Source organism: Alistipes sp. AM16-43 (assembly GCF_003435745.1).
Lineage (GTDB): Bacteria > Bacteroidota > Bacteroidia > Bacteroidales > Rikenellaceae > Alistipes > Alistipes onderdonkii.
In genome coordinates this window covers 265,957-284,556 of sequence record NZ_QTUQ01000003.1, presented here as the reverse complement: position 1 = coordinate 284,556, position 18,600 = coordinate 265,957, and the positions used below count along the sequence as shown (strand labels likewise).

General features: G+C 62.7%; 11 protein-coding genes. 4 read left to right on the top strand and 7 right to left on the bottom strand.

Annotated features, from left to right (window positions below; all coding sequences use genetic code 11):
• From DW189_RS07160 to DW189_RS07145, 4 genes are read left to right on the top strand one after another with little or no spacing between them, the layout of a single operon-like run.
• Complete coding sequence (locus DW189_RS07160; RefSeq protein WP_117507310.1) at positions 1-1,497, top strand: phytoene desaturase family protein; 1,497 nt, start codon at positions 1-3, stop codon at positions 1,495-1,497.
• Complete coding sequence (locus DW189_RS07155; protein ID WP_117507309.1) at positions 1,494-3,152, top strand: C45 family peptidase; 1,659 nt, start codon at positions 1,494-1,496, stop codon at positions 3,150-3,152. The genes DW189_RS07160 and DW189_RS07155 overlap by 4 nt, the downstream gene beginning before the upstream one ends.
• The gene (locus DW189_RS07150) at positions 3,149-4,456 is read left to right on the top strand and encodes a phenylacetate--CoA ligase family protein (RefSeq protein WP_117507308.1); all 1,308 of its coding nucleotides are present in this window, start codon (positions 3,149-3,151) and stop codon (positions 4,454-4,456) included. The genes DW189_RS07155 and DW189_RS07150 overlap by 4 nt, the downstream gene beginning before the upstream one ends.
• A 9-nt stretch (positions 4,457-4,465) precedes the next feature.
• Positions 4,466-5,038: a hypothetical protein gene (locus DW189_RS07145; protein ID WP_087402786.1), complete on the top strand. Its 573-nt coding sequence runs from the start codon at positions 4,466-4,468 to the stop codon at positions 5,036-5,038.
• 147 nt (positions 5,039-5,185) lie between these two features.
• Here DW189_RS07145 and DW189_RS07140 read toward each other — a convergent pair whose 3' ends face one another.
• The 7 genes from DW189_RS07140 to DW189_RS07110 all read right to left on the bottom strand — a co-directional run bounded on the left by DW189_RS07140 (position 5,186) and on the right by DW189_RS07110 (position 18,574).
• Positions 5,186-6,532 carry a glycoside hydrolase family 140 protein gene (locus DW189_RS07140; protein ID WP_197736378.1) on the bottom strand — a complete coding sequence of 449 codons (1,347 nt, stop codon included), beginning with the start codon at positions 6,530-6,532 and terminating at the stop codon, positions 5,186-5,188.
• A 178-nt stretch (positions 6,533-6,710) separates the two neighbouring features.
• Positions 6,711-7,244 (bottom strand): DUF1735 domain-containing protein, encoded by a 534-nt coding sequence (locus DW189_RS07135; protein WP_117507306.1) that lies wholly within the window; start codon positions 7,242-7,244, stop codon positions 6,711-6,713.
• An 18-nt stretch (positions 7,245-7,262) separates the two neighbouring features.
• Positions 7,263-8,921, bottom strand: a complete 1,659-nt coding sequence (locus tag DW189_RS07130) for a RagB/SusD family nutrient uptake outer membrane protein (RefSeq protein ID WP_117507305.1) — start codon at positions 8,919-8,921, stop codon at positions 7,263-7,265.
• A 26-nt stretch (positions 8,922-8,947) separates the two neighbouring features.
• Positions 8,948-11,770, bottom strand: a complete 2,823-nt coding sequence (locus DW189_RS07125; RefSeq protein WP_162508130.1) for a SusC/RagA family TonB-linked outer membrane protein — start codon at positions 11,768-11,770, stop codon at positions 8,948-8,950.
• A gap of 56 nt (positions 11,771-11,826) precedes the next feature.
• Positions 11,827-13,596, bottom strand: coding sequence for a RagB/SusD family nutrient uptake outer membrane protein (locus DW189_RS07120; protein ID WP_117507303.1), 1,770 nt, complete (start codon positions 13,594-13,596; stop codon positions 11,827-11,829).
• Positions 13,597-13,607: 11 nt separating this feature from the next.
• Positions 13,608-16,910: a SusC/RagA family TonB-linked outer membrane protein gene (locus DW189_RS07115; protein ID WP_117507302.1), complete on the bottom strand. Its 3,303-nt coding sequence runs from the start codon at positions 16,908-16,910 to the stop codon at positions 13,608-13,610.
• A 254-nt stretch (positions 16,911-17,164) separates the two neighbouring features.
• Complete coding sequence (locus tag DW189_RS07110; protein ID WP_117507301.1) at positions 17,165-18,574, bottom strand: cellulase family glycosylhydrolase; 1,410 nt, start codon at positions 18,572-18,574, stop codon at positions 17,165-17,167.
• Positions 18,575-18,600 lie beyond the last annotated feature (26 nt).

Sequence of the window (18,600 nt, the reverse complement as noted above, 5' to 3'; positions counted from 1 at the left end):
ATGGAGGGGCAGTTCGACATAATCGTCATCGGCAGCGGCCTCGGAGGCCTGGAGTGCGGCGCCATGCTCGCCCGCGAAGGGATGGGGGTCTGCGTCACGGAACAGGCCGACGTCCCCGGGGGCTGCCTGCAATCGTTCTCCCGGCGGGGACATGCGATCGACACGGGCATGCACTACATCGGCAGCATGCAGGCCGGCGGCATCATGCGCCGTTACTTCGAATATTTCGGCATCCTCGGCTCGCTGCGCCTGCGGCCGCTCGACGAGGCATTCGACGTCGTGTCGCTGCCCGGAGCGGGCGACTACGCCTACATGCACGGTTACGAAGCCTTCGAAAAGCACATCGGGGAATTGTTCCCGCACGAAAAGGCGGGGCTCGGCCGCTACTGCGCGAAGCTGCGCGAAATCGGCGGCAGCATCGGCATCGGGGTGCACCGCACGGGGCGGCTGTCGGCCGGGGGAACGAAATACCTCGGGGCACCGGCGGCCGGATTCATCGGCGAATGCGTCGCAGACCCGCTGCTGCGCAATGTCCTCGCGGGGACGAACCCCCTCTACGGAGGCGTGCGCGAAAGCTCGACGCTCTACCACCACGCGATGGTAAACCACTCGAACATCGAGGGCGCCTGCCGCTTTACGGGCGGGACACAGCAGATCGCCGACGCACTGGCGGCGAAGATCCGCGAGCACGGAGGGACGACGCTGGTGCGGAGCCGCGTCGTCGCCCTGCACACCGAAGGGCGGCGCGTCACGGGCGTGGAGCTGGCCGACGGGCGGATGCTGCGGGCAAAAACCGTCATCTCGGCCATCCATCCCGCGGAGACATTCCGCCTGATAGGCCCGACGCCCGTCGTCCGCAAGGCATTCCGGGAACGGATCGGCAGCCTGCCCGACTCATACGGGCTCTTCTCGGCATACCTGCTGCTGAAGCCGGGGCAGTTCCCCTACATCAACCGGAACCTCTATTACTTCGCCGGGAAAGATGTCTGGAAGACGCTTTTCGACCCGGAGGCCATGCGGCCGGGGATGGTGCTGCTCAGCGCACAGGCTCCGGCCGGCGACCCGGCATGGTGCGACGTCGTAACGCTGATGACGCCCGTCGCCACCCGCCCCTGGGAGGCGTGGGAAGGCTCCGCCCCGGGACGCCGCCCCGAAGCCTACACGGCGCTGAAGGCCGCCATGACGCAGGCGACGGTCGATTTCGCCTGCGCCCGCCTTCCGGAACTGAGGGATGCCATCGCCCATACGTATGCTGCCACGCCGCTCACCTACCGCCACTACACCGGCGCACCGCACGGCGCGGCATACGGGCTGCTGAAAGACTGCCGCAGCATCATGGCGTCGCACATCCCGGCCCGCACGAAATTCGAAAACCTGCTGCTCACGGGGCAGAACCTCACGGTTCACGGCGCCATCGGCGTCACGCTGTCGGCCGCGGCGACCTGCTCGGAAATAGTGGGCACGGAATACCTCGCAAAAAAAATCGCCAACGCATGAAACGCCTCTTCAAATACACACTCATCGCACTGGCGGCGATCCTCGTCCTGCCGGCGGCATTCCTCTGCGGCCTCTATTTAACGGCCGACATGGAGCAACCAGCGGTGACGATCGACACCGCGGCCTACCGCGTCACAAACCACGGTGGCTACACCACCTGCCACGGCAGTTTCCTGCGCCGCAACCCCCACGGACTCTGGGAGCTCTATACCGCCGGGCCGCCCGAAGAGTCGGGGGCGGCGGCAGGCGCCCTCACCGCAGGGCTGATGCACTACCAGGAACAGGTTTTCGTAGACCAAATCCGCGAATTCGTCCCCTCGGAGGGCTACCTGAAATTCCTGGGCGGCATGATCCGGATATTCAACCGCAACCTGGGGCGGCACGTCCCCGAGGAGTACCGGCGCGAGATATACGCCCGGTCGCTTTACTGCTCGCACGACTTCGACGCCATCGGCACCCCCTACGAACGCCAGCTCAACTACCACGCGGCGCACGACATCGGGCACGCTATGAGCCAGTACATGCTCGTGGGATGCAGTTCGTTCGCGGCATGGGGCGGTGCGAGCGACGACGGGAAACCGGTCGTCGGGCGCAACTTCGATTTCTATATGGGCGACGACTTCGCCCGCAACAAGATCGTGACCTTCTGCCGGCCGCAGGCGGGCTATCCCTTCGCCAGCATCGGCTGGGCGGGGATGATCGGCGTGCTGTCGGGCATGAACTCCGAAGGGCTGACTGTGACGATCAATGCCGCGAAAGGGCCCGTGCCGCTCGCATCGGCGACACCCATCTCGATCCTCGCACGCGAGATCCTGCAACATGCGGCGACCATCGCAGAGGCGCTGGAGATCGCCCGCCGCCGCGACACCTTCGTCAGCGAATCGCTGCTCGTGGCCTCGGCACGCGACGGGAGGGCGGCGATCATCGAGAAAACGCCCCGCCGAACCGTGCTCTACGAGGGCGACGGGGAGTACCTCATATGCACGAACCACTACCAGTCGGAGGCGTTCGCCGACGACGGGGACAACCGCGAGAATATCGCCATGACCGACAGCCCCCATCGCTTCGCCCGGCTCGAAGAGCTCATGGCGGCGAATGCACCCCTCGGCGTCCCGGCAGCGGCCGCCATGCTGCGCGACCAACGCGGCACGGGCGGCAAGGACATCGGCGTGGGGAACGACTGTTCGGTGAACCAGTCGATCGCCCACCACTCGGTCATATTCAAGCCGGCAACCCTGCAAATGTGGGTCTCGACCTCGCCGTGGCAGGGCGGCGCCTTTGTCTGCTACGACCTCGGGGCGATCCTGCGCAACCCCGACCCCGCCGCTGAGCTCTACGACTCGGCGCAGGAGATACCTTCCGACACGGCCTACCTGGCCCGAGACTACCCGCGCGTGGTCGCATACCGCCAACTCGGCGCCCGCATCCGCCGGGCGATAAAAGCAGGGAGGAAGGCCGACGGGGAATTGACAGAAACCTTCGCCCGAACCAACCCGCAGAATTTCCACACCTGGAAACTGCTGGGGGAATACTACCTCTCGCAGGGCGACGACGAGCGCGCGGCACAGAGCTTCGGCAAGGCGCTGGAGGCAGGGGTTCCCCGCAGGGACGAACTCCTGGCGATAGAAAGACTCAAATCGGAATGCAAGCCATGATACGAAACCCGGAAATACAATTCGCATCGGCCGATGCGATCGCGGCGTTCCAGGAGGAACGCCTGCGCGATGAGGTCGCCTACCTCTATGAAAATTCGCCTTACTACCGGCGCATGTTCGACGGCTGCGGCATGCAGCCCGGCGACATCCGCACGGCGGACGACCTGCGGCACCTGCCCGTAACCACCAAAACGGATCTGCAACTCCACCCCGGGGAGTTCGTCTGCGTGCCCCGCAACCGCATCATCGACTACGTGACCACGTCGGGAACCCTCGGCGACCCGGTGACGTTCGCCCTGACGGAAGAAGACCTGGCCCGGCTGGCCTACAACGAGGCCGTGTCGTTCACCACGGCGGGATGCACCGGGGAGGACATCCTGCAGCTGATGACGACCATCGACCGCCGCTTCATGGCCGGGCTGGCTTACTTCATGGGAGCCCGAGAGCTGGGATGCGGCGTGATCCGCGTGGGGAACGGCATCCCCGAACTGCAATGGGACACCATCCGGCGCATCGGCCCCACGGGCTGCATCGTCGTGCCGTCGTTCCTGATAAAACTCGTCGGCTATGCGCAGGAGCACGGCATCGACTACCGCCGCTCGTCGCTGCGCCGTGCGATCTGCATCGGCGAGGCGCTGCGCGACACCGACTTCAGCAACAACACGCTGGGGGCGAAAATCACCGAACTGTGGCCCGAACTGGAGCTCTTCTCGACATACGCCTCGACCGAGATGCAGACCTCGGTCACCGAATGCGGGCACCACTGCGGCGGGCATGTCCCGGCCGACATGCTCCTGGTGGAGCTGCTCGACGAGCAGAACAACCCCGTGCCCGAGGGACAGGAGGGCGAGGTAGTAATCACGACGCTCGGCGTGCGGGGCATGCCGCTGCTGCGCTTCAAGACGGGCGACATCTGCATCGCCCGCACGGGACGCTGCGCCTGCGGCCGCACGACGATGCGCCTCTCGTCGGTGATCGGACGCCGGGGGCAGATGATCAAATTCAAGGGCACGACGCTCTACCCGCCCGCGCTGTACGACGTGCTGGAGAACATCCCCGGCGTGAACAACTACATCATCGAGGTATTCACCGGAAGCCTCGGCACCGACCAGATCGTGCTGCGAATCGGCAGCACGCGCCGCGACGAGGCGTTCGAGAAAGAGATCAAGGACACGTTCCGCTCGAAAGTGCGCGTAGCACCCGAGGTGGTCTTCGAACCGGTGGAGTACATTGCGAAAAAACAGATGCCCCAAATGAGCCGGAAACAAATAAAATTCGTAGATTTACGCGAACAAACCAAATAAAACCCAACCATGAAAAAATTACTGAGCATAGCCCTGTGCCTGATCGCCGTCGGCGGTTTCGCACAGAAGGGAAAGACGAAGATGGCGGCCGACTTCTACGGCGTGGATTACAGCTGCGTGAGCGTCATCGGGGCCAACGAGCAGCCGGCCGAGTTCATCAAGGCGTTCGAGGCCATCAACCGGCTCTTCCTCAGCGAACCCAAGAAATACGACGTGGCCGGATTCACCGGCATCGACATCCTTTCGACTAATGTCGAACAGGCCAACGAGGCGTTGGGCGGCCTGGCTGCGGAGCAGTTCACGCCCCGCAGCACGAAGGCCGACATCGCGGCGCAGCTCCCCGGAATCCTCGCCCGCTACGACAACGGCTCGGGGAACAAGGGGCTGGTGTTGATAGCCACGACGCTCGACAAGGGCAACGGCATCGGATACTACACGGCCGTGCTGTTCGATCCCGCCACGCAGGAGGTCATCCTCCAGATGGACATGGCCGGCAAGCCCGGCGGGTTCGGCCTGCGCAACTATTGGGCCGGCTCGGTATACAACGCCCTCAAGAAGCAGGGTAAATACCTGACCAGGTAGGGGGGGGGTACCCCGCACCGACACACCCCGCACGGCTTCGTGCGGGGTGTGTCGTCATAATAGGCAAAGAGCGCCCGGAGCGGGGACACGATCCGCACCAGCAGGAAACCCTGTACGCCGCCGGATAAAAACGCCCGGGAGGCGAACTTACCCGGCAGCCCCGAAGCGGGCTTCCGGGCATCTCCCGGGCGGCGGATATTTCATGCGCGCATCGTCGAGCACCAACACCCAGTCGTTCCCCTTGCCGCAAGTCGGGGGCGTGAAGGTCACCGTCGCACCGGCATCCCGGCGGCGGAATTCCCCGATCCGCAGCGGGCGCCCGCTGCGGACATCGTACCACCAGGCCACGATCCGCTTCCCGGAAACCCGTTCCAGGTCGACGGCAAACGGCCGTCCGCTCTCGGAATAGACCATGGCATAGGTGCCGAGGCTGTCGCGGGTAGCCGTACAACGCCCGTGCCCCCGGCCGGCATCCCCGGCGATAACGCCCTGGTCGGGAATACGGCGGAAAAACGGACGGCTCTCGATAAGTTCCCGCCCATAGCACACCTGGTAGGCCCCGGGCAGCGAGAGGGATTCCCGCCAGCTCCGCACGGGCCCCGTGACAGGCGCATACCGGCCGGGTTCCCACATCTGCCATACGGCATGGCAGCCGTAGGTATGTCCGCAGGCTCCGGAAAAGACCTCGTGGTAGAACGCCCGCCGCACATGCAGGGCTTCGGAAGTGCCGTATTTTTCCCGGTCGAAGTCGATCGGATGTTCCTCGTAGATCGGCTCCCCGTCCAGCACGGGTTTGACGGGCCGCCGGGCATAATCGCGGGCGATGCGCTCCCAAAGGTCGAAATCGTAGGCATGGCCGTTCTGCTGCATGTTGAACGCGAGCCACGGCTCGTCGTGCAGCCAGTCGCCCGAAGAGGATTTCCCCCACGGATGGTAGGTAATCAGGCAGGCCGAATAATCCTCGCGGCCGGCGACACCGCAGGCGATGCCGCGGGCGAAGGCCCGCAATATCGGTTCGCGCCCTTCGGGAGGACGGTCGCCGCCCAGTATCCAGATGATATTCCGCCGGGTGCGGTAGCGCTCCCCCAGATAACGTCCGAAAGCCCCGGCACGCCCCTCCGTTGTGAAGATCTCGGGCCCGGGGCCCCATTTGAGGCAGAACTTGTCGCCCCATGCGGGCAGCAGGCCGATGACCAGCCCCAGCGAGTCGGCCATGGCGACCACTTCGTCCACATACGTGAAATAACGCTCGTTGGGCCGGGTGAACCCCGCATCGGCAAACGGCAGGTCGCCGTAGGCATTGGGGACGCGCAGCCCGTCACGTTCCGCGAGGCAGACGGCCTGTATGACCGTGAACCCTTTCCGGGCGCGGTCTTCGAGATAGAGGCGCGCCTCTTCGCGCGTCGTACGGTGGAACAGCTCCCACGCCGTGTCGCCCAGATAGAAGAACGGCCTGCCGTCGGCATATTGCAGGTAACGCCCGCCGGGATGCACGACGATGCGCCCGCGGGAGAAAGGCCGGGCGCCAAGGGGCGCAGGCGCAAGAAAGAGCGCAAAAAACAGGAACGCAAATAATTTCCCTATAAAAAACGATTTCAGGCGACGACCGGAAACAAAACGGCAGTCGGGGCCGCCTAAGGCGACCCCGTGCCGGAGTGGCGGCGAAGCCGGGTTACAGCCCCTCCTTCGAGAGCAGCTCCGACGTGTCGATACGCACCTGCGTCGTCGTGAGCTTGTCGTTGAGCGCATAACGCGTCGGGTCGGAGATAGTGACCGGCAGGGAAAAATCCTTATCGGCATTCGCCTTCAGATAGGCGATGTCGACCGTGAGGAAAAAAGTCGCATCGCGTTTCCTGTCGGGGCAGCTCACCGAGGAAGGCAGCGTGTATGCCCGGCCCGGCAGCAACACAGTCCCGTCCAGGGGAGTGCTGCCCACGGAGACGCTGACCGTGTAGGCCTGCAACTCGGCCAGCCCGGCGCGGTAGATGCCCAGGAAAATGTGCACCTTCCCCGCCTGCGTGTCAATGCGGTAATTCTTGTTGGACTGCTGCGCCGTCCCGTCGTTGGGCACAGTATAAGGGGTGTAGCTGGCCTGCGGCATATAGATCACCGCACTGCCCCAGGGCCTTTCGCTGTCGGCTTTCTGGCATGAGGCTGCGCCGCATGCGAGGAGCAGCACAGAAAAGAATGTAACGATCGTTCTCATAGTTCGATATTTTTCGGTCTACCAACCCGGATTCTGGTCGAGTACCCCGCCCGATTTTACGATTTCGGCCTGCGGGATCGGATAAAGGTTCATCTTCGGGGCATCGAAGATGCGTTTGGCCACTTCGAACGGCGTGTAGGCAAAGCCGTCGCCGCTGCGGGTCACCTTCACGCCGCGCAGGGGCCGGTTGAGCACCGTCCCGGCATCGTCCCAGCGCCGGAGATCCCAGTAGCGATGGTCTTCGAAGGCCAGCTCGATGCGGCGTTCGTGTTTGATGGCCGTGCGCATGGCGGCCGCATCGCCCGGGTCGACATCGACCGGGGGCATCCCCACCCCGGAACGGGCACGCACGGCATCCACGGCGTCACGCGCACTCATCCCGTAGCCGTGGGCGTCGTCCGGGCCGTAGGCTTCGTTCATCGCCTCGGCAAAATTAAGCAATATTTCGGCATAGCGGAAAACGATCCAGCTGCGAAGCCGTTTGTCGTCGTTGGTGAGGTTCAGGTTCTTATTCAGGAACTTGCGCAGGTAATACCCCGTGGGCGAAGCGTTCTGCCGGGCGGGGTCGTCGGCGCCGCCCGCATAGATTTCGAGCGTGCGCCCGTTCCACGTATCGCCGTTGCGCAGGACGGTGGCGTAGAAGCGCGGGTCGAGGCCGGCATAGGCATCGTCCGAATCCTCCCCCGTGGATTCATAGGCTTCCACGAGGTTCTGCGAAGGGCAGATACCCGTACCGCCGCCCTGCGTGCCGATAGGGTAATTCTTGCGTTCGAACTCGTTGGTCGCCCCTATACGCACCGCCCAGATGGTCTCGGGGCTGGTCGTGGAGGTTTCGGTGACGAACAGCCCGCCGTAATCGGGATGCAGGGAATAGATGCCCATGTTGATCACTTCGAAGGCCGCAGCGGCAGCGGCAGCCCACTTGGACTTTTCGCCCGAGGGATTGAACTGCGGGCTGGCGGCATAGAGCAACACCCTCGACTTGAGGGCCAGCGCCGCGCCGCGGGTGATCCGGCCCGACTTCTCCTCGAGGTTCTCGGCCCGCCAGTCAACGACCAGTTCGTTGCGCACCCCCTCGATCTCGCGCAGGATGAGTCCGACCACCTCGTCGAACGTGCCGCGCGGAAGATTGGCCTCCTTCTGGTCGGCATACACGCGGTCGATGAGGGGCACCCCGCCGTAACGCTTGGCAAGCTCGAAATAATAATAGGCTTTCAGCACATGCGCCTCGGCGCGCAGCCGCTGCACGTCGACGATGTCGCGGCGGTAGCTGTCCAGGCCGTTCGAAGTGAGCGTGTCGCGGTGCATACCGAGGATATACCTATAATCCACCGACTTATCGAGGTAGTCGTGCGCCGCATAGATGCCGTTGTAATAGCTCGTATAGCAATCGTCGGGGTTGTAATAGGCGCTCCAGCTGCCTTCGTTGAACCGCTGCGTGGAACTGAACGTGGTCACGTATTGCGCCTCGTCGGAAACGGCTGCGAAGAGGTTGCCGTCGATCGCCGTGAACCCGTAGGGGATGTGTTCGTAAACGCGGTAGCCCCAGTCGAACATCTGGTAACGGCGCGTGGCCATCATCTCGTCCGTCAGGTTCAGGTCTTCCTTGGTGTCGAGCGCATCGCACCCCGCCAGGGACAGCGAACAAAGGAGGGCGCCCGCGAAAAGGATTTTCATATTTTTTCGTATCATGGCAGTCGTGTTTAGAAGGTTACGGTCAGTCCCAGATTGTAGGATTTCAGCGCCGGGTGGCCGGAAAGGATTTCGGGGTCGATGTCGTAGTCGCGCATCAGCCTGCTGACGGTCAGCAGGTTGACACCGCTCAGGTAGATGCGGATCTTCGAGATGCCGGCCTTGCTCAGCGACGGCTGCGCGAAGGTGTATCCCAGTTCCACGTTGCGCAGCTTCAGAAAGTCGCCGCTGCGCTTCCAGAGCGTCGAATTGCGGTAGTTGTTGCTGTTGTCCTGCAACGAAAGGCGCGGATAGGTAGCCGTAGCCCGCGTGTCGATGCCCTGTTCGGGATAGTAGGCCCAGCGGCCTTCGGCAATCCCGTATACGTTGCCGTTGTCGCGGAACGCCACGTTCTGCAAGGGCGCATCGAGCAGGTTCACGTCACGGCCGGCCGCCCCCTGGAAGAGGGCGAAGAGGTCGAACCCCTTGTAGGACGCCGCCAGCGAGAACGAGTACTGCAACTTGGGCAGGTACGAGTCGCCGATGGCCGTCTGGTCGTTCTCGTCGATGACCGTATCGCCGTTCAGGTTCTTATACTTGATGTCGCCGGGCTGCACGGCACCGAACGTAGGCTTGGGAAGCCCCTCCCTGAGTTCGCCGCCGACGTCGAAATCGTCCCAGTCGTAGAACCCGTCGGCCACATATCCGAACAGGGCGTCGAGCCGCCGTCCCGTGCGTGCCGCGGTCGGCACGGTCACGACCTCGGCCATATAGTCGACCTTGTTGCTGTTGTAGGAGGCCATGCCCGTGAGCGCGTAATTGAAATCGCCTATGCGGTCGGCCCAGGAAAGCTGGACTTCGAAGCCCTTGTTGGTCATCCTGCCGATGTTGCGGTAAGGCGGATTGTCCACGCCCGAGGCACCGGGGATCATCCAGTCCTGGGTCACGATGCCCGATCTTTTTTCGAGGAACAGGTCGACGTTCAGGGACAACCTGTTCCACAGGCGCAGGTCGATGCCGGCGTCGTACTTGAGGCTCTTTTCGGCAAAAATACCGGGGTTCGGGAGGTAGGACAGCGCCGTTCCCCCGTGCCACGTGTGCTCGGAGTTTCCCGTATTGAGGCCGCCGCGGTCGGTATAGTAGCCCTCCCAGAGGTAACGCATCTCGCCCATCGGATCCCAGCCGTTCTTACCGACCGAAGCCCTAAGCTTGAGCAGATCGACCATGCGGCTGTCCCGCAGGAAACGCTCGCGGGAGACGATCCAGCCAAGGCCGAGCGAGGGATAGAACCCCCAGCGGTTGCCGGGCCTGTAATTGTCCGAACCGTCGGCGGCGAAGGAGAAGGTCGCCACATAGCGGTCGTCATAGGCATAGTTGACCGCCCCGTTGACGGTCATGTGACGGTATTCGACCATCTTGCCGGCAGCGCCGTTCTGCGAAAAGTCTGTCTTGTAGATATTGTAGAGTATCCCGGCCGAGGCGGAGAGCACATGCCGCCCGAACGTGCCGTCGTAGCCGACCGTGGCATTGTAGTGCTGCCACGTCCACTGGTTCTGGCCGCTGTCCTCGCCACGGGTATAGGGGGTGTCGTTATCGGTGGTCTGCTGCACCCCGTCGAGCCAGCGCGAATAGTTGCGCGTGTTGCTCGCACCGTCGCGTGTCCAGCTGCTCAGCGACATCGCCTCCGAAAGGTAGAGCCCCTCCACGAGGAAGTCGAGCCGCTCCTTGAGCTGGAAATTGGCCTGCAGGGTACGGTCGTGCGTGGAGTTGCGCCCCAGCGCCTTGATCGAGGCCAGGGGGTTGAAATTGTAGATCGGGGTACCCGTCCACGTCCCGTCGGGGTTGCGCACGGGATAAACCGAGCCGGGGTATTTGGCAAGGTCGTTCCACAGGTCGCCCGCGGCGCGGTTGGGGTAACGGCGGTCTTCGATCCGGCCCCCGACATCGACCTTGGCCTCCAGGAAACCGAAGAGGTTCATATCGAGGTTCGTGCGGATATTGTAGCGGTCGATGCCTGCGTTGGCCAGCGTATCGTTGGTCGGGGTGTCGTAGATTCCCCGCTGCCCCATGTAGCCGAACAGCACGAAATAGCGTACGGTCTTGTCGCCGCCCGAGACCGACACGTCGGCATCGGTATAGGGCGTGGCCTTCTTGGTGACCTCGCGGTACCAGTCCACGTCGGGCAGTCGGGCGACCTGGTCGGCCGTGTAATAGGGTGTCCAAACGTTGCCGTTGTCGTTGCTCAGCGCCTCGTTGTAAAGCCGGGTATAGTCGCCCGTACGCAACGGTTTCTGGAGGTTCATGGGCTGCTGCACGCCGCCCCGGACATTGACCGTGACGCGCGGGCGGCCGATACGGCCGCGCTTGGTCGTGACCCAAATCACGCCGTTGGCGCCCCTCATGCCGAAGGGAGCCAGCGCCGCGGCATCCTTCAGCACCTCGATCCGGTCGATCTCGGCAGGCGAGAGAAACTGGAAATAAGCCATATTGGTCTGGAAGCCGTCGACATAGACCGGCAGCGACGAGTTGTTGTAGGTCGCCACGCCGCGGATACTGAGCGTAGCGGCATCGTAGCCGGGTTCCCCGTTGGTCTGCGACACGACGAGCCCCGGGATACGTCCGTAAAGCATGTTGTTGATATTGGCCGAGGGGATGGATACCTCGTCTCCCGTCACGGAAGAGACGGACGAAGTGACCAGCATCGCCTTCGTGCGGGCCGATGTCCCGGGGATCACATATTCCAGGGCCGCACTGTCGGGCTGTTCCGCAGCCGCGGTATCCCGGGCGGAAACCGGGCCGGCACCACCGACGGCCAGAACCGCGAGTGCCGCGCCTCCGAGAAACACACTTTTCATATGGTTGGGATTCATGTAATTCTGATTTTTTCGGTAAACGATTGTGTATGGGCGGATCAATATCCGGGGTTCTGCACCAGATAGCCCTTATTCACCTCGCTGAGCGTAAAGGGCGAAAGGGACATGCGCTCGTGCCACGTGTATTCGGGGACATAGGAGGGCTTGCGCGTGTAATTGGCGAACTCCTCGGGTTTGCGGGGGTTCCACGACACGCCGGCGGCCTGCGAGAACTCGAACTTGTACTTGGCCCCGCCGACCATCGACGCCCCCTGCTTCCAGTGGCGGGCGTGGGGATACCACTGGTTCTCCTCGTAGAATTCCACGGCCCATTCGCGGTGGATGCTCTGCCGCAGCCGCACCCGGTCGGTCTGCGTTTCATCGGGAATGCCCCCGCGCCTGCGGATGTCGTTCAGGTAGCGCAGCGCCATGGTCGGGTTGCCCTCCTCGTTGTAGGCCTCGGCGATATTGAGGTAAAACTCCGCCATGCGGTAGATCGGGAATTCGAACCATTCGCGCGAACCGGCTTCATACCAGAATTTGATGTTCTTGGCACAGCCGTCCTGCCACTTGTATTCGAGCTGCCAGTTCTGGTACAGATCCCAACGGCTGTTGCCGGTATTGTTCTTGGGGTTGACGCCGTAGAAATAGAGCGACGCCTGCGCGCGGGGTTCCAACTCTTCGGCCTTGTCGCGGTATTCGCCGGCCGGGCGCCAGTCGTCCACGCCCGCCCACGTCTGATCCGTACCGTCGGCCTTGCGGTACTGGCAGAGCTGACCGTAGCCGGTGCCGCGGTACTGCCCCAGGTCGTGGCCGGTGTGGGTCGGCATGAAGGTGTAGTTCTTGTAGATACCGTTGTCGTCGGCCTCGCGCTGCTGCTTGTAGGCCAGCAGCACCTCGCGGTTCGACGGCGTACCAACGGCCGTGCCGTAATCCTTGATGGGGTCGCCCGTGTCGATCAGCTCGAAGCCGTTGGCCTTGCCCCAGTCGATCACCTCCTGATTGGCCAGGCGCGCCGTTTCCCAGCGCTTGGCATCGTAGCCCCCGAGCCAGATCATCTCATTGTTCGCGGGGTCGGCCATCTGCATGTAGGGAGCGTCGGCATTGAAGAGGGGACGGGCGGCGTACATCAGCGCTTCGGCCTTGACGGCCAGCGCCACGCCCTTGTTCACGCGCCCCAGCCAGTCGGCCGGCCAGCGCACGCCTTCGAGTGTCGCGGCGGCCGCGTCGCACAGCCCGACGATGAAGTCAAGGGTTTGCTGCACGGTGGAGCGGGAGCGCACGTCGACCGTGGTGAGCGTCGATTCGACCAGCGGCACGCCGCCGTAGCGCTTGAGCATCTCCACGTAGCGGAAAGCCACCAGCACCTGCATTTCGGCCTTGACGATGGCTTTGTCGCGGTCGGACATGTCGGCGACCTTGTCGATGTTCTCGTACACGAGCCACGCCTTGCGGATGTAGGCGTAGTTGTTGGGGAAATAGTCGTCGGTATAACCGGCGCCGTTATTCTCGTTGTTGGCCAGCATGCCCGCCACGACCTGCTTGTCCATGTATCCCCATGTCAGGCGGCAAAGGTCTTCGCCGCCCATGATGGCTTCGGTCGTCTCGTAGGGCATGATCGGGGAGTTGTTCCACACCAGTACGGGCAATCCCGAGGAGAGGATCGTGGCGTAGGCCTCGGCGATCGCCCCCTCGGCGTTCTTGGCCGTGCTGAAGACCTCGTCCTGATCCATGCCCGTCACTTCGGGCTTCTCGATGAACCAGTCCTGGCAGGACGTAAGGCCGGCCGCCAGCAACAGGCCGAGAAGCGTATAAATGGTCTTTTTCATAAGGCTGCGACTTAAAATTGGATGTTGAAACCGAAGTTATACACGCGCGTGAGCGGGTAGATGATGCCTTCGGACGTACTGCCGTCCTGCACCAGCTCGGGGTCGATGCCGTCGATCAGGTCTTTGCCGCCCCAGGTACAGAGGTTGTTGGCATTGACGAATACGCGGATCGAGCCGATATGCGCTTTGCGCATCCAGCGGGCGTTCCGGAACGTATAGGCCACCTCGACGTTCTTGAGCTTGATATGGTCGGTCGAACGGAACCAGAAGGCATTGTTCTGGTTGTTCTGGCTGTTGGCCATATTCACGGACATGCGCGGGAAGGTGATATGCTTGCCGGCGGCATGGCGTTCGGGCGTCCAGCGGCCGTTCATATAGCTCAGCGGCGTACCGTTTCCCTGGGCGAAGGGCGTGATGAGGTAGCCGTTCATGTTGAACGTCCCCTGCGCCGAACCGGTAAGGAGCGCGGATATTTCGAACCCCTTGTAGCCGAAGCTCAGGTTGCTGCTGAACGCGAAGCGCGGGACGTTCGAGAAGCCCGTCGGGGTGATATCCTTGTCGTCGATGATGCCGTCGCCGTTGACGTCGATGATACGCAGGTCGCCGCCCTGGACACGGTTGCCGTCGATGGCATTGTAGGGATGGTTGGCGACCTCCTCGGGCGTATTGTAAAAGCCTTCGTTGTAATAGGCCTTGTACTGTCCGTAGGCGAAGCCCGTTTCGTTCATCCAGGCGTACATGTAGGAGGGCTCGGCCTTGTAGTCGATCTTGTTGACGGCATAGGAGACCTGTCCGCCCACTTCATACCAGAAATCCGTGCCGACGTTGTCGCGCCACGAGACCTGGATCTCGTAACCCCGGTTGCTCATGCGCCCCACGTTCACGGGCGGCAGGGCGCTGCCGCTCAGGCCGATGATGCCCGGCGTGACCCCCAGTTTGGTGAGGATGTTGTTGCGCTTCTCCTCGAACAGGTCGACCGTGACCGAAAGCCGGTCGCGGAACATGCGCACCTCGGCGGCGATGTTGTACGACTCCTTCTTCTCCCACGTGACGTCGGGGTTGCCCGTCGACTGTTCGTATTTGCCGGGGAAAGCCGGGTTATTGACCGAACCGTTCGACGAGCCGAAGAAATACCCGTCGAGCGGGGAACCGTTCCAGGGGCCGTAGCTGTGGCTGCCCCAGGTGCCGGGCAGGAAAAGGAAGCGGTCGCCGCCGATCTCGCTGTTGCCGGTCTGCCCGTACGAGGCGCGGAACTTGAGCCACGTGAGGATGTCGTTCTTCGGAAAGTACGGTTCGTTCGATACGACCCAGCCTACCGAAACGGCCGGGAAAAACCCGAACCGCTTGCCGGGCGCGAAGTTCTCGGAACCGTTGTATCCCATGTTGAATTCGGCCAGGTAACGCTGGTCGTAACCGTAGGTGACACGCCCCACCACACCGTAATAGCCGCGGGGGACGTTATACTTCAGCCCGGGCGAGGTGTAGCGTTCGCCGGTGACGAGCGCCATGGCCGTGACGGCGTGCTTGCCGAAATCGCGGCTGAAGTCGATGCCGGCCTCGACATAGACCTTGCGGTTTTTGCCCCAGCCGGTCTCCTCGTAGGATTTGGCATTGTGTTCGCCGCCGTAATAGAGCAGCTCGGCCGGATCGGCGGGGTTGCGCGTGATCGAATAGACGGGCAGGTTGGGGGTGACGCGCAGCGTCTTGGTAAAATAATGGTCATACGACAACGCCCCGCGTACGGAAAGCCCTTCGACGAGGTAATCCATCCGGTGGCGGATGCGGATCGAGGTATTCAGGCTGCTCTGGTTGATGCGCGCCTGTGCCTTTTCGAGCATGTAGGCGATCGGGGATTTACCCCATGCGCCCTTGTTGCTGTCCATGATCGTACCGCCGGCATAATCGGTGATGATGCGGCCGTCGGAGACGCCCGGCGCCGAGAAGGGCGGGGCTTCGTAGATGTTGAGCATCAGGTCGCGGTAACGGCCCCACATGTCCACGCTGCTGTTGCGGTCGGTGATGATCTTCGTCTCGCGCACCTGCCCCGAGAGCGAAACATTGATCTCGGTGAGCGGGATGATGTTGAAATCGAAGTTGGTGCGGAAATTATATTTGTGGCTGCCCGAGTTGGAGGCCGCATCGCTGAACCCGAAGTCGTTGGTGAGGCTCTTCTGGTTGGAATACCCCACCGAGGTGAAGAAGGCCACCTTTTCGGTACCGCCGGAGATATTGACGCTGTACTGCTGCTGGGGCGACACCCCGGCGTCGAAAATCCGCTTCATGTAGTCCGTACTGCCGTAGTAGATGGCGGGGCTGTCGAGCAGCGCCTGTTTCTGTTCGGGCGAAAGGTGTCCCATCGCCTCGACCTCGGAGGGCGTATAGTCGCGGTTATGCCGGAATTTCCACAGTTCGTCCTGCGAAAAGACCTTGATGTCGTCGGGCTTGCCGTCGTTGGCGAACGCCTCGTTGCGCAGCACGGCATAGTCGTAGGAATTGACCAGGCTGGGCAGGGTCGTCGGGGAGGTGAAGCCGACATTGGCCGTGAACGAGATTTTCAGGTTGCCTTCGCGGCCGCGCTTGGTCGTCACAATGATGACGCCGTTGGCACCGCGCACGCCGTACACGGCGGTCGCCGAAGCGTCCTTGAGCACGTTGACGTGCTCCACATCGTTCGGGTCGAGCATGTTGAAGGCCGTCATGTCACGCACGATGCCGTCGATGACGATCAGCGGATTCTGGTCGCCGGCATACGTCCCCACGCCGCGCACGCGGATCGTGGACTCCTCAAAGCCGGCCTCGCCGGTCTTCTGGACGGCGGCCATACCGGCGATACGCCCTACGAGGGCATTGGAAATATTGGTCACGGGAGAGCGCATCAGCTCCTTGCCCGACAGCTGCCCGATGGCGCCGGTGACGGTCTCCTTCTTCTGGGTGCCGAAGCCGACCACCACCACATCGTCGATGCTCTGGACATTCTCCTCGAGCACGATGCGGATATCGGTCTGGGTTCCTACGGGCACCTCCCGGGTGGTATAGCCGATAAATGAAACTGTCAACGTCGCATCCTTGGCCGCCATGACCGTGAAACGCCCGTCGAGGTCGGTCACGGAGCCAGTCTGGGTTCCCCTGACGACCACTCCGGCCCCGACGACCGGCATGCCCTGCTGGTCGACGACTGTCCCGGAGACCCTGGCAGGGGAGACGTCCTGCGCACCGGCGCCGAAAGCGACCGACAGGACGAGCAGCAGAGCCAGCCCGATCTTCGCGAATCTGCGCAGGAGCCCCGGCACATTCAAATAATGGTTCATTTTCATAGGTATTTAGGTTGTAGTTGGTTGATTGCGTCCCGCGGGGAGAATCGCCGCCGCGGGACAGGCCCGCACTGAGGTTCACCGAGAGGGCCGGATCACAAAATCGAAAAGGTCGGAGCGTCTTTTTCTTTCATAGGCTGATAGGTTTGGTTATGCTTCAGGATTTTCGTTACAACAAATTTAGGAAGACGGAACAGGGATATAAAGAACGGATTTATCATTTATTTGTCCGTTTTCATCATCCACCCTCCTGCGCTTCAATATTCGATCCGGACGACCACCGAGCGCGTGAAGTCCGGAAGCGATACGTCGGCACGGCGGGACGCGCGCACCCACTCGTCCCGCCAGGGGTCGTAGATCCGCACTTTCTTCACCCTGCGCCCGCCGAGCAGCGGTGTGAAGTCGACCTGCAGGCCGGACAGTCGCTGTGCCGGAATGCGTTCGGAGAGCTCGTGCCGCCACGTGCTCACCGTATCGCGGCACCAGGCAAGCAGCGTGTGTTCGCCCCGCAGCACATAGACCCGCAGCCCCGCCGTATCGCGGCGCACGGGTTCGAACCCTTCGCGAAGGGGGTCGACACCTTCGACGGCACGCGCGAAGCGCCCCATCTGGAACCAGGTATGCTGCTTGTCGATATGGTGATCCCAATGCCAGAGGTGCCCCGGCCCGGCGGCCCCGCTGAAAAAGGGGGCGAAGAGCACGTCGTGGAGCACGGAACCCATCGTATCTACCTTATATATAGGATGGGGGCCGGTATGCACGGGTTTCACGGCGCCCGACTCGGCCAGCAGCATCGGTTTGCGGAGGCCGTATCCGCGCAGCACGGCGATGGCATCGGAGGCCATGCTGTCGACCGGAGCGCCGCACACGGCCAGTTCGGCACCCTCGTCGATATAGCGGTGCACCTGCGCCACCTCGTTCGAAGGCAGGCGGTTGATGAATTCATAAATCGGGAAGCTCGACTCCCGGTCGAGCGAGCCGAGGCTCTGCATCACCAGGTTTTTCGGGAAGATCTCCTTCACACGCGGCAGCATACGGACATTCCACGCGCGCAGGTGCTCCTCGGGCGTCTCCACGGCGTTCATTTCGTTCCACAGCTCCCAGCCGAAAACGGCGGGATGGTCGCCGTAACGCTCGCGGAAGATGCGCACGCGGCGCAGGAACTCCTCCTCACCACGCTGCGAAGTGATATAATCGTCGGCATCGGCAAACGGGCCGCCGTTGGAAGTATGGTACGAGGCTTTGGTGTCCCACTTGTTCACGCCCGGCCGGATATGGCGGAAACTCTCGATGCAGAACTTGATCTTGATGCCGTACCGGTCGGCGAGCTCCAGCAGGCGGTCGATGCGCACGAGCTTGGCGGTGTCCACCTCGCCGTAACGGGTTTCGATCTCGAAGAGGCCCGTGTTGAGCCACACGCGGCCGAAATTGGCGCCGTGGCGGTGCATCTCCCCGAGGTAATGTTCCATGTCGGCAACCGACCCCATCGCGGCGATGTTGCATCCCACGGGGATATACGGCTGCCCGTCCGAAAGGCAGAAATAACGGGGATCCCGGGCGCTTACCTGGACGAAAGAGCGCCTGAAGGAGCGCCCGGGGCGCTTGGCCCACGCCTCCGCTACCGACACGAAGGCAAGGAGGCAGGTCAAAAGGATGAGTCGTTTCATAGGTCGTAGTCTTTAGGTTTGAGCGA